This is a genomic window from uncultured Proteiniphilum sp. (genome assembly GCF_937873925.1).
Lineage (GTDB): Bacteria > Bacteroidota > Bacteroidia > Bacteroidales > Dysgonomonadaceae > Proteiniphilum.
The window spans coordinates 1-13,562 of the sequence record NZ_CALNAT010000002.1 but is presented as its reverse complement, the minus strand read 5'-3'; the positions used below and the strand labels follow the sequence as shown (position 1 = coordinate 13,562).

Annotated in this window: 11 protein-coding genes; 9 read left to right on the top strand and 2 right to left on the bottom strand. The window is 46.7% G+C overall.

Features of this window, described 5'->3' with window-relative positions; translation table 11 throughout:
* Window positions 1-2 precede the first annotated feature (2 nt).
* The 9 genes from Q0502_RS00095 to Q0502_RS00055 all read left to right on the top strand — a co-directional run bounded on the left by Q0502_RS00095 (window position 3) and on the right by Q0502_RS00055 (window position 11,922).
* Window positions 3-1,919 (top strand): RagB/SusD family nutrient uptake outer membrane protein, encoded by a 1,917-nt coding sequence (locus tag Q0502_RS00095; RefSeq protein WP_298645707.1) that lies wholly within the window; start codon window positions 3-5, stop codon window positions 1,917-1,919.
* A gap of 40 nt (window positions 1,920-1,959) precedes the next feature.
* Window positions 1,960-3,177, top strand: a complete 1,218-nt coding sequence (locus Q0502_RS00090) for a DUF4959 domain-containing protein (RefSeq protein ID WP_298645704.1) — start codon at window positions 1,960-1,962, stop codon at window positions 3,175-3,177.
* 25 nt (window positions 3,178-3,202) lie between these two features.
* Window positions 3,203-4,324, top strand: coding sequence for a DUF4998 domain-containing protein (locus Q0502_RS00085; protein ID WP_298645702.1), 1,122 nt, complete (start codon window positions 3,203-3,205; stop codon window positions 4,322-4,324).
* 137 nt (window positions 4,325-4,461) lie between these two features.
* The gene (locus Q0502_RS00080; RefSeq protein ID WP_298645699.1) at window positions 4,462-6,117 is read left to right on the top strand and encodes a sodium:solute symporter; all 1,656 of its coding nucleotides are present in this window, start codon (window positions 4,462-4,464) and stop codon (window positions 6,115-6,117) included.
* A 42-nt stretch (window positions 6,118-6,159) separates the two neighbouring features.
* Complete coding sequence (locus Q0502_RS00075; protein ID WP_298645697.1) at window positions 6,160-7,134, top strand: metallophosphoesterase; 975 nt, start codon at window positions 6,160-6,162, stop codon at window positions 7,132-7,134.
* A gap of 11 nt (window positions 7,135-7,145) precedes the next feature.
* On the top strand, window positions 7,146-8,525 hold the full coding sequence (locus Q0502_RS00070) for an FAD-dependent oxidoreductase (protein WP_298645694.1): 1,380 nt from the start codon (window positions 7,146-7,148) through the stop codon (window positions 8,523-8,525).
* A gap of 254 nt (window positions 8,526-8,779) precedes the next feature.
* On the top strand, window positions 8,780-9,550 hold the full coding sequence (gene surE, locus Q0502_RS00065; protein WP_298645692.1) for a 5'/3'-nucleotidase SurE: 771 nt from the start codon (window positions 8,780-8,782) through the stop codon (window positions 9,548-9,550).
* Between the two features lie 61 nt (window positions 9,551-9,611).
* Window positions 9,612-10,790, top strand: a complete 1,179-nt coding sequence (locus Q0502_RS00060) for a lipid-A-disaccharide synthase (protein ID WP_298645690.1) — start codon at window positions 9,612-9,614, stop codon at window positions 10,788-10,790.
* A 118-nt stretch (window positions 10,791-10,908) separates the two neighbouring features.
* Complete coding sequence (locus Q0502_RS00055) at window positions 10,909-11,922, top strand: ATP-dependent 6-phosphofructokinase (RefSeq protein ID WP_298645688.1); 1,014 nt, start codon at window positions 10,909-10,911, stop codon at window positions 11,920-11,922.
* Between the two features lie 71 nt (window positions 11,923-11,993).
* On the opposite strand, the gene rnc is transcribed toward Q0502_RS00055, so the two are convergent.
* Window positions 11,994-12,788, bottom strand: coding sequence for a ribonuclease III (gene rnc, locus Q0502_RS00050; protein WP_298645686.1), 795 nt, complete (start codon window positions 12,786-12,788; stop codon window positions 11,994-11,996).
* A 1-nt stretch (window position 12,789) separates the two neighbouring features.
* A partial coding sequence (locus Q0502_RS00045; protein WP_298645684.1) for a beta-ketoacyl synthase N-terminal-like domain-containing protein occupies window positions 12,790-13,562 on the bottom strand: 773 nt, incomplete at its 5' end.

Genomic DNA, 13,562 nt, shown 5'->3' with positions numbered 1-13,562 from the left:
AGATGAAAAAAATAAAAACAGTTTTGATTTGTATGGTGGCATTCACCCTTTCCTGTAGTGACTATCTTGATGTAGTACCGGATAATATTGCCACGATCGATTATGCTTTCCGGGACAGGGAGAGTGCTGAGAAATTTCTTGTAACCTGTTACTCCTATCTGCCCGATTTAGGTTATATACGGGATCCGGCCATGATGGGAAGCGACGAGATTTGGAGTCACGATATTGACCGTACGGAGCATGTCGTATCCAATACCTATTACCTGAAGTTGCCGGGGAGACAGAATGTGAATGATCCCTTGCTTAACTTCTGGGAAGGACGACAGGACGGAAAAAACCTCTTCATAGGTATCAGGGACTGTAATATATTCCTTGAAAACATTGGGAAAGTACTGGATATAACTGAGAATGAGCGTGATTTATGGATTGCCGAGGTGAAATTCCTGAAGGCTTACTATCACTTTTTTCTGCTGCGTATGTATGGGGCGATACCCATTGTGCGGGAAAACTTACCTATTCACGCTGGTATTGAAGAGGTGCAGGTGTTTCGTGAGCCGGTGGATGATGTGGTGGATTATATCGTGGAGTTGATTGATGAGGCGGCACCCGACCTGCCCCTCGCCATCACCGACAGGATATCACAGTTGGGTCGCATTACCCGCCCTATAGCGTTGACAGTTAAGGCTGATCTACTGGTGATGGCTGCCAGTCCGCTCTTCAACGGGAACACGACGTATACCAATTTCGTGGATTCAAGAGGGGTAAAGTTATTTAATACAGAGTATGATCATGAGAAATGGAAAAAAGCAATGGATGCCTCGAAGGCTGCTATTGATGCCGCACATGAGGCAAGCCATGCCCTTTACAGGTTTATTAACCTCTATTACGATCTTTCCGAGGAGACTTATCGCATTTTGGCTCTCAGGAATGCTTTTGCCGAGAAATGGAACGAAGAGGTAATCTGGGGCTACTCCAACGGTACATTCAATGCATTGCAGAGGCATTCGCTGCCTTACTTCACCCATGAACAGATGATGTATATCATTGCCCGTCCCGATTTGGGACCTTCTATCCATATCGCAGAGCAGTTTTACTCCGGTAACGGGGTGCCGATCGATGAAGACAAGTATTATGATTACGAGAACCGCTACAAGACCGCTCCCGCCCCGGCAGACCAGAAGTACTATATCCAGGAAGGTTTTGAGACCGCTAAGCTGAATCAGTACAGGGAGCCGCGCTACTACTCCTCCATCGCATTTGACGGAGCTGTATGGTTCGGCAACGGAAGGTATAAGGATGTAGGTAAGGGCAGCGGCGACGAAGTGTCGTGGGTCGTGAAGAACAAGATCGGTGATCCCAGCGGAAGGGCCTCCGACTGGCGCTACTCCATCACCGGCATGTATGCACGCAAATTGGTACATTACCAGACTACCGTTACCAATACAGCGATCACATACAGAAGCATCGTATATCCCGTTTACCGGCTGGCGGATCTCTATCTTCTTTATGCCGAAGCAAGAAATGAATATTCGGGCCCGGATGAAGAGATTTACTCCTACCTTGATCAGATCAGGGAACGTGCCGGCCTTGGAGATGTAGTAGAGAGTTGGAGCCAGTACTCCAGATTCCCGAGCAAACCTGCAACACAGGAAGGATTGAGGGAGATTATCCGTCAGGAGCGATTGAACGAGCTAGCTTTCGAAGGGAAACGGTTCTGGGATATCAGGAGATGGAAGATTGCCGAAGAGGTGTTGAATCGTCCCGTGAAAGGATGGAACATGCAAGGGACTACCACGGAGGAATACTACAACCTGGTCACTTTCAGCGAACTCACTTTTACAACAAAAGATTACTTCTGGCCCATAAGGCAGTATGCGTTGAGACAAAACACAAACCTTGTCCAGAATCCTTACTGGTAATATTTTGCGAATAAATTAACTACGAATAAATTTTACTACAATGATGAAAGATATTGTTTTTTATCTTTGGCTGGGCATAATTGCACTTCTCCTTACCAATTGCGAGGAAGAGAAGTTTAACGTGCAGTATCCTACCGATCAGATTCCTCCCCAAGCGGTGAGTAATGTGGAGGTAGTGAATATGCCGGGTTCTGTTCAAATTACTTATGAACTTCCTGACGAGTTGGATTTGATGTACGTGAAAGCGATTTATCCCTTGTCGTCAGGTGGAATGGGTGAAACCAAGGTGTCAGCCTTCAGCAATACAATGGTGATTAAAGGATTCGGTAAATCGAGAAAACATCTCATCGAGCTTATCTCTGTTGACAAGAGTCTCAATGAATCGAATCCTGTAAAGGTAGAGATTGAACCCATGGACTCACCCATTTATGAGATTTTTGAGAGTATGGATGTACTGACCGCATTCGGGGGATTCACTTTGAAGTGGGAGAACCCACTCAATGAGAACGTTCTCATTGAGATACTGGAGTCGGATACCATCAATAATCTTTATAATTTTATGGATATTGTTCATTCTGCCCAGAGGGATGGAATCTACTCTATACGAGGTTTGGACACTACAATGATAAAGGTAGCCGTCTTCCTGAAGGATCCGTTTGAGAATTATACCGATACCCTTGAGGTGGGCGTAAAGCCCTATTTTGAGGAACGAATACCCACCAACAACCTGACGGCATTTCCTATACCTCCCTACTTTGAATTGTTCGGTGCAGGGCGCGATCATTCACTAATGTTCCTTGATAACCCATCTAACTCTACCTATATCAGAGCCGGCAATCCTTACGGTTACATGCCTTGGTTTACAGTGGATTTGGGGTTGAAAGCCGTATTCTCACGCTTAGTCCATTTTCACAGGGCCGGATATGAGTGGACGCTGCATAATATGAGAGAGTTGGAGGTATGGGGTACTAATTCAGCAGTGACAGCAGCCGAGCATACACGATTGCCCGCAGAGTGGAGAGAAGACCCCAATTGGATACTTCTGGGTCATTTTAAATCGGTGAGACCTTCCGGAGGGGAACCAGGTACAGCGCCCACCTCTGAAGATATGGAGTTTATTCTCGCGGGTGAAGAGTTTGAGTTCCTCCTCGGGCAACCTTCGGTTCAATATCTGCGATTCAATATTATCAGCACCTGGAGTAATTCCACGGGATTTCAGTCTCCGCGGGTACTACTTTATGGGCAGGTTGAAAGATAAGTTCAATGAATTTAAACAGATGAAAATGAAAAAAAATCATATTAGCTTAATAATTCTTGGGATGCTTCTGATGATTCGTTGTTCTGATATGAATGATGTGCACAAAGAGTTTCTTCAGGATGGAGAGAGAGTATATATTGGCAAGGTAGACTCAATGAGGGTGTTACCCGGGGATGAACGTTTTATGTTGCGATTCTGGGTCTCAGATCCAAGAGCCAAATCAGTTACCTTCTATTGGGTACCGGAAGATGATTCACTCTACTATGAACTGCATAGAGTCTCTCCGTATGATCCCTTTGAGGTAATCATTGGTGGATCCGGAAGTACGAAGACAATCAACGAGGGAAGTTATACACTACAGGCGATTACCAGTGACAACTTAGGGCATTACTCGCTTCGTACGGAGAAAAACATCAATGTGTATGGCGAGAAGTATCGCTCCTCGCTTCTGAACAGGGTGCTAAATGCATCCGAGTATGACGAAGAGCAGAATAGTTTGAAACTCGAATTCTCGGGCCCGTTTAATGAAGATGATACAGGCGTTGAAGTGAGATACACCGATATGGAAGGAGTAGAAAATACAGTCAGGTTTGTCGACTCGCTCTTGACATCACCTGTATTTATTTCCGGTTTTGATGTTCCGAAGGGAGTCTCTTACAGAACTATGTACCTTCCCGATTCACTGGCCATAGATACTTTCTATACCGCGTATGCCCCGGCTGAAATCGCGATGACCGTAAATGTTGCACTGAATAAACCCGCCACGGTAAGTGGGGTAAATTCTGTCAACGATACAGCCGATAAGGCAGTGGATGGTATTATTGCCAACAACTCCAGGTGGGTGAGTCCTGCATCGGGTGTGCATTGGCTGGAAATAGACCTGCAGGAAGATTACACCATAAATGGTTTCAAAACATGGACAGGAAATGCCGGACTCTTGAGTCACCCCACCGGGAATTTTTTCTTCCAGGCATGGATCAACGGCGAGTGGATCAATGTTGTAGAGGTAACAGGGAATACAAATCCAGAGTATGGTGCCTCTTTCCCCGAGGTAATTACAGACAAGGTAAGGTATTACGTGCCGGAATATAGCGAAAATAGGGTAAGGCTATATGAAATTGCTGTTTACACAGTAGTAAGATATTAGTAACTGAAAATAGTAATGATAACAATTGATTTAATTTTTATTGCGATATATCTGATTGGTATACTGATAATCGGTATTATATCTAGTGCCAAGATGAAAAATTCCAATGACATGTTTATAGCCGGAAGGAACTCATCATGGTGGGTGGCCGGAATCTCTGGTTACATGACGATTTTCTCGGCAGGTACTTTCGTGGTATGGGGGGCATAGCTTACCGTTTGGGACTGGTAGCTATTTCGATACTCACTACCATCGGGTTGTCACTGATACTGGTCGGTATATTCGTTGCAGGAAAATGGCGGGAGATAGGAATTAAATCTCCCGCTGAGTTCCTCGGCGTCCGATTCGGACAGACAACCGTCAAGCTATATACTTTACTGGGTATCGTGGGGAGGGGTGTCAGTATTTCGGTAGCCCTCTATGCAGTCTCAATTCTACTGGTAGCACTGATACCGCTTCCCGCGGGACATCTGCTTGCCGACCCGACCACAGGCAACCTGTCCGTTGCCTGGGCGGTCTTGATCATAGGTGTTATTACGGTCGTCTACACGGCGGTTGGTGGTCTCTGGGCTGTGCTGATGACCGATCTGGTGCAATTTATCCTGCTCGTACTGATGGTTGTCATACTTGTTCCGCTCTCCTTCAATAGCGTGGGAGGAGTGGGCGCCTTTATTGAACAGGCACCTCGGAATTTCTTTAGACCGGTGAGTGGGGAATACTCCTTCATATGGCTGATACTTTGGTTTTTCCTCTGGTTTTTTCAGGTGAGTGGAGATTGGCCTTTTGTACAGCGCTACATTAGTGTTCCCACTGCAAAGGATGCGAAAAAGGTAGCATTTCTGATGGCCGCCCTATATATCATCTCACCCCTTATCTGGTTAATTCCGTCTATGATCTACCGGGTGATCAATCCCGATGTTAATCCCGAACAGGCTTATATTCTGATCAGCCAGCATGTTTTACCGGCGGGAATGCTGGGTTTAATGATGGCTGCCATGATCTCGGCTACCATGAGTATGGTGAGCTCGATGCCTAACGTATTTGCAGGTGTGTTTACCAACGATATCTACCGTTCCTACCGTCCCCATTCCTCAGAGGAGAAATTAATGCGGGTAGGACGTATCTTCACCGCTGTATACGGTGCACTGGTCATAGGGTTGGCCTTGATAATACCCAAACTGGGAGGAGCAGAGAGAGTAGTAGTAACACTAATGACACTGGTGATGGGTCCTATGGCCGTACCTTCCGTTTGGGGCCTCTTCTCGCGCCGCATCACTCAGAAAGCGGTATGGTTATCTCTGGGGATCACTTATGCTTTGGGAATTTTTGCAAAAGTAGGTTTTGCCAATCAGGGATTTTTTGCAGGTTCCTGGGATGCGGGAGTAGTCATATCGGCCTATGTGGAGCGTAATCCCGAGTTGGTAGATGCCTTCATTGGTCTGGTAATCCCCGTGGTAATCCTTACTATTATGGAGATAACGACCCGTAAGCGCGAGGAAGATCCCGGATGGAGGCGCTTCCTCAACGCCATCAAAAAAACCAAGAATGAAGAGAATAAGAGTGCGATCCCCGCTACATCCAAACTGCCTCAACAGATTGTAAACTGGTCATTCGTGATCCTGGGTATCGCGGTGGGAGGACTGGCAATCACTAACAAGATGCAGCGAAAGATACTGGTGCTGTTTTCTATACTGCTGTTGTTGATTCCGATATTCATGTTACTGTATAAATATTTGATCAATAAAACAAAAAAGACAAATATCGTAGAAACAAACCTGAGAAAGGGTTTATAGCCTTCGATATTTAATGAAAACTATAATTTTTTAAAGAAAAAAATGATGATATTCAAATCTATTTTTTCAGGATTGGGGAATATATTCCTCTTGATTTTTATCTTTCTACTGATAGTTGGAGATCTTTCTGCACAGAAAGATACGCTCTCTTTCCTGCATATTACCGATATGCATACGATGTTCAATCTGGAAAATTATGATCCGGATATCGTGTATCACAGGGAATATACAAGAAACTATAAAGATGCCAATAATAGATTCAGGCAGTTTATGAAAACCACGCCAGATGATACCGGAAGCGATATGATCATTGCCACAGGCGATATGATCGATTTCTTTGATGCAAAAACGGTGCAGGGAAACAGGCTCGCTTATCAGGTTGAACTCTTCGCCCGGTTAATGGATGAATACCACTATCCTATTTATCTGACTTTGGGAAACCATGATATTTTCTCTTATGAGTGGGGTAAGAATAAAGTAATCCCTGATCAATTGCATACCGGACGAGCCAGGGCTGCATGGATAAGGAACTTCGATTGTTTCAGGGAAGGTACCTACTATAGTCGTATATATGAAATCGGGAATACTACCTACAGATTGATCTTCCTGGATAATAGTTTCTACCAATTTAAAAAACAGGAGAAGATGGTAAATCCTTATATCGACAAGCCACAACTACACTGGTTACTGACAGAGTTGAAAGCTTCTGAAGAGGATGTGGAAATTGTCCTTATGCATATTCCCTTTACTCAGGAGTCCGCATTGCCTGAGTCGAATAATGAACTCTATGAAGCCCTTACCTCTGTCCCTTCAGTACGGTTGATCCTCGCGGGGCATTTTCACAAAGGAGAAGTGATTAATTTTCCGCTGTCGAATGGAAAACAGATTGTCCAGGTGGGAACCGATGCATTGGTGACCGGAGCTGATAAATGGCGGCTGGTGCATTTAACTGAAAATAATATTATAGTGTCATCGATGGGAACCACCACGAGCGAATTAATTATTCCGATCAAATAATAATATATGTCATGGAAAAACAAGTACACTATTTTATTGAATCGCGGAAAGAATTACCGGTTAGAATGGAGGTGGATGTATTGGTTGTGGGTGGAGGGCCTTCGGGAATTATTGCTGCTTTGGCCGCAGCCGGTGACGGACTGAAGGTCGCGTTGATTGAGAATCGAAGCTTTCTGGGAGGGAATATGACCATTGGTCTTCCTATACTCGGTTTCCTGGGTCAGAAAAAGAACCAGATCATCAAAGGATTACCCCAGAAATTCATCGACCGCCTTACCGTCCTCAATGCTGCCAGTGAACATCGGCCTTGCCCCCTTCATATGAGTATCACACTGGTAGAACCCGAGGCAGTAAAGGCAGTTGCATTTGATATGCTGATGGAGAAAGGAGTGGAAATACTGCTCTATACCTCTTTCTCGGATGTAATCATGGAGGGAAGGTCAGTTAAGGGAGTTGTCATTGAGAGCAAGTCGGGTCGGGAGGTTATTTTTGCAAAGACAATTATTGATTGTACAGGAGATGCCGATGTGGCTTATCGATCGGGAGTTCCCTGCGAGCAGGGCAATGAGCAGGGAGGAGTACAACCCCCTACATTGATGTTTAGCATGGCTGGGGTGGATACGGAACAATTACGGATGAGTATTGCTGAAGAACCCCGTACATATCTGACCGATTTTATTCCCAATGAATATTTTGGACAAAACAGACAATTTATTGTTGTAGGCCTGCGTAGTCTCATCCAAAAGGCAAGAGAGGAGGGATTCACGCTTCCCACCGACCGAACCATCATTATTACCGGATTGAAACAGGGTGAGGTATGGATCAATATGACACGTGTTAATGGGGTAGATGGTACCAATCCGACCAGCCTGACGCGGGGAGAGTTTATTGCAAGGAAACAGATCGGCCAAATCGCGGAATACCTGATCCGGTACGTCCCCGGATTTGATAAAGCATATCTGGCAAGAACAGCTCCTTTCCTGGGGATAAGAGAGACAAGGCGCATCGTGGGTGCCTATGTGATGACACGCGAGGATATTATCAACTGTCGTCGTTTTGACGACGGTATAGCTGTAGCTAGTTACCCGCTAGACATACATCACCCGGTTGGAGGTGATTGTACACTGGAATGGAGCGGGGATTGTTATGATATACCTTACCGTTCACTTTTGCCGCTTCATGTGGAAAATTTGATCGTGGCCGGGCGAAGTATTTCCACGACGCATGAGGCCATGTCTGCAATCAGGGTGATGGCTCCCTGTATGGCGATGGGTGAAGCCGCGGGACGTGCTGCAAAAATGGCAGTGAAAGAGGGATGTTTGCTGTCTGAGGTCGATATTTCAAGATTGAGAGATGAATTACTGGCTGAGGGTGCATATTTACGTGAATAGGGACATATAACGAAAGAAGATTATGAACAAATGGAATCATCTTTCTGGCACTTCTTGAAACAGATATTTATAATGCTGAAAATACAACTTGGTATATGCTGGAGGAATAAATTTACAAACTAAAGAAAAATAGGCTTTTTAAAGCTCGACTAAATATATTAATTTGATAAAAGAATAAACCTTATCATAACAATTCCGATCGTGTGAAAATGGCTTTAATTCCTTATATTTGCAATTCTTAAAAGTAAGGCAAAATGATGAATAGAAAACCCCTGATACTTGTGACCAACGACGACGGGTATCAGGCGAAAGGAATTGCTTCGCTGACGGAAGCGATGAGAGATTTGGGAGAGGTGATTGTGTTTGCGCCCGACGCGCACCGTTCGGGGATGTCGAGCGCCATTTCCCCCACCCACCCGCTTCGGGCAAGAGTATACCGGAAAGAGGAGAACCTCACCGCCTATATGTGTAACGGTACGCCGGTCGATTGTGTAAAGCTGGCGCTGAACGAATTTGTAGACCGGAAGCCCGACCTGTTGGTCTCGGGGATCAACCACGGTTCCAATGCCGGGATCAGTGTCATTTATTCCGGTACTATGGGAGCCGCTATCGAGGGATGTGTATTCGATGTGCCTTCCATCGGTTTTTCACTGTGTGACTTCACACCTGATGCCGATTTCTCATTCACCATGGAGGTGGCCCGTAAGCTGGCGGCGAAAGTGATTGACGAGGGCCTTCCCAAAGGAATCTGCCTGAATGTGAATGTCCCTGCAGGAGCGGTAAAGGGGGTTAAAATGACTACGCAAACACAGGGTAAATGGGTGAATGAATACCACCGTTCGAAAGACGGTTCGGGAAGGGATGTTTTCTGGATGACCGGTAATTTCGAGAACTGGGAGGAGGAGAATGATAACAGCGATGAGTGGGCTTTGGCAAATGGATATGCAGCTGTTGTGCCGGTGAAGATCGATATGACGGCATATGATTTTCTTCCTCAATTGAAGAAGTGGGAAGGTGGTTATTAACGTGCCAATGTGCCCATGTATGGATTGATGAGAATGTTCTTTATTCATTACTCTGATTAAAATGAAATACTATCTTGTAGCAGGAGAGGCATCTGGCGACCTGCATGCATCCAATCTGATGCGGTCGTTACAGAGGCTTGACAAAGACGCCGATTTTCGCTTCTTTGGGGGGGATCTGATGCAATCTGCCGGTGGAACGCTGGTAAGACACTACCGGGATATGGCCTTTATGGGCATTATTCCGGTGGTATTGAATGCACGTACGATCCTCCGGAATCTTACATTTTGCAAAAAGGATATTGCCGCTTATCGGCCCGATATGGTGATCCTGGTCGATTACCCCGGCTTTAACCTGAAGATCGCCCAGTATGTAAAGACAAAACTGGGCATTCCCATTTACTACTATATTTCACCCAAAGTGTGGGCATGGAAAAAGTACCGGGTAAGATTGTTCAGGAAATATGTAGACGAGATGCTCTCGATCCTGCCGTTTGAGGTCGATTTTTTCAGGGAACATCAATACAAGGTACATTATGTGGGGAATCCCACGGTAGATGCCGTTACATACCGGGATCACAAAGAGGAGACTTTTATACAGTTCGTAGAAGCAAACGGACTGGAAAACAGGCCGATAATCGCTCTCTTGGCGGGAAGTCGCAAGCAGGAGATCGCCAATAACCTGCCTTCCATGCTGGAAGCGGTGAAGGGCTATTCGGAGGGTTACCAGTTGATTGTAGCCGGGGCGCCGGGTATTGATCCTGCTTTCTACAACGATTTCGTCACCTCCTTTCCCCCGGCGAGGGTGCTTTTTAACCAGACTTACCGCATTCTGGCACAGTCGGATGCCGCCCTGGTGACATCAGGCACGGCCACGCTGGAGACAGCCCTGCTCAATGTGCCGCAGGTGGTCTGCTACCGGACGCCGATGCCACGGCTCACTTATTGGATTTTCAGACATATTCTTCATACCCCTTATATTTCCCTGGTGAATCTTGTGTGCGGACGACCGGTCGTCAAAGAGTTGTTTGCCCGCTTCTTCACCGTAGATAATATACGTAATGAGCTGAAACAGATACTTCATGTGCAGAGCTACCGGCAGAATATGCTCGACAATTATGAAGAGATGCGGCGGATCCTGGGCGGCCCCGGGGCATCGGAGCGGGCTGCCGGGATTATCTATGGCAAGGGTGCCGCTAATGATGGGAACAGACAGGGTGTGCAATCATCCCCCGGAAAATAATCTTGCCGAAACTTCTTTTTTTTCTCTTTTTTTGTTTCCTTTGCAGGTATCAAGATTCAAAGATTCAAGATTCAAGATTGGGGATGGGGAATAACTTAATTGGTAATTCATAACTCAGATGAAGGTAGGTATTCTTACTTCGGGCGGTGACGCACCCGGCATCAACGCTACTATACGTGGCGTAGGTAAAACGGCCATCAATAATTATGGCATGCAGATGATCGGTATTCAGAACGGTTTTTCCGGATTACTGCACAAGGATATTGTGGAGCTCACTGATCCGTCCCTCTCGGGAATTCTGAATATGGGGGGGACAATCCTGGGGACGGCGCGGGAGAAAGTATTCCGTAAAATGATCAACTCTCCCGACGAGAAAGACAGGGAACAGATCAAGAATGCCTATAACGAGCTGGATCTCGATTGTCTGGTCTGTATCGGCGGAAACGGTACGCAACGTACCACCTTGATGCTTTCGGAGCTGGGATTGAACGTGGTGGGAATACCCAAGACCATCGATAACGACGTATACGGGACAGATATAACCTTTGGATTCGATACGGCGGTGAATATTGCCACTGACGCGATCGACAGACTTCATTCTACCGCCAGTTCACACCGGCGGGTCATGGTGATCGAACTGATGGGACATCACGCCGGATGGATCACGCTTCATGCCGGCATGGCCGGGGGAGCGGATATCATTCTTTTACCGGAACTGGGGTATAATATGAAAGTGATCATCGGCAAGATCAATCAACGGATGGAGATAGGAAAAGCCTATTCCATCGTAGCCGTAGCGGAAGGAGTCGAGTTGCCGGTTAAAGAGCATCCTGCCACCTATTTTGCCCGTGAGATCGAGGCGCAGACCGGTTATGAGACCCGCGAGACCGTGCTGGGTTATATTCAGCGCGGGGGTTCACCGTCGCCATACGACAGGAATCTCGGTACGTTGCTGGGAGGACATGCGGCTGAACTGATCCATGAAAAAAAATTCGGGAGGATGGTAGCAAAGATCGGATCCGATATCACCGATGTGCCTCTGTCGGAAGTGGGGGGTAAGTTACGGCTGGTCACACCTGATAACCAGCTTGTGGTCCAGGGTAAGAAGATGGGAATTTCTTTCGGCATCTGATCAGTGCCCCTGCAACCCGGGGCTATGATGTCATTCAGGCATCAATTACCACCATTGTGGAAATCCGGTCGTCACTCGTTGTCGGGGGTGGAAGCGGGTGGTACTGTCGTTTCAACCAGCGCTTCCTGTAGTTCGTTGCTTTCGCGTAACTTTTTGATGGCTACTTTTGCCGCCATCTGGTGGGACTCCTTTTTCGAGTATCCTTTTCCGGAACCAATTTCTGTACCTCCCACCTTCACGCAGGAGAAGAACACCGGGTTATTTTGTGCATCATAACTCGATTCCGTCACCTCGAAGTTGACTTCCACCCTGTTTTTCTGTCCCCACTCAATCAGTCTGGATTTGAAATCGACCTCACTCTTCAGTACTTTGTCGATGTTGAGATGTTGTTTGATAAGCGTTTCAAATACGAATCTTTTGGCCACCCGGTACCCCTGGTCGAGATAGATGGCGCCGATAAGGGCCTCCAAAGCGTCACCATATATATTGGTATTGTGCGCCAGGTTGCGGGTCGATGAGACAATAAGCTTGTCAAGCCCCAGATCTACGGCTAATTTGTTGAGTGTTTCCCTCTGTACTATACGCGAGCGTGTGCTGGTGAGAAACCCCTCCTTTTTATGTTCGAATTTTTTATAGAGGATATCGGCGACAATGGCATCAAGGATAGCGTCTCCCAAAAATTCGAGACGTTCATTATTCACCCATCTTCCCTTCTCCGAGCGGATGGACGAAGAACGGTGGGTCATGGCTTCCTTATAGAGATCTATCCTGTCGGGGTAGAATCCTAATATATTATAAAACGAGAGGTAAGGCTCTTTCCCTCTGTGCGGGAAAGCCTTGATCCTCTTTATGAGTCTTCTAAACACACTATTTGTTGAATTGCTTGAGAATTACACTTGCGTTGTGTCCCCCAAAGCCAAAAGTGTTAGATAACGCAGCTCTTATCTCCCTTTTTTGAGCTTTGTTGAATGTAAAATTCAATTTGTAGTCAATTTCCGGATCGTCATCCCCTTCTTCATGATTGATGGTGGGGGGGACTATCTGATCCCTGATTGCCAGGATAGTGAGCAATGCCTCCAATGCACCTGCCCCTCCGAGTAAATGGCCGGTCATCGATTTGGTAGAACTGATATTCAGTTTGTAACTGTGTTCTCCGAATACGTCGAGGATCGCCTTCACCTCCGAGATGTCTCCCACAGGTGTGGATGTGCCGTGTACGTTGATGTAATCAATCTCATCCGGACTCATTTCGGCATCCTCCAGCGCATTTCGCATCACCAGTTTGGCTCCCAATCCTTCGGGATGGGAAGCGGTGATGTGGTGCGCATCGGCCGACATACCTCCGCCGACTACCTCTGCGTAGATGGTAGCCCCACGTGCCAGGGCATGTCCTAACTCCTCAAGGATGAGCGATGCTCCGCCCTCACCAATCACAAACCCGTCGCGACTGGCGCTGAAAGGACGTGATGCCGTTTCGGGGGAGTCGTTGCGGGTGGATAGCGCATGCATAGCATTGAATCCTCCCACTGCCGAGGGACTGATGGTTGCTTCGGCTCCACCTGTTACAATGACATTGGCTTTACCCAGACGAATAAGATTAAATGCGTCGACAATTGCATTTGTCGAGGAAGCGCAAGCCG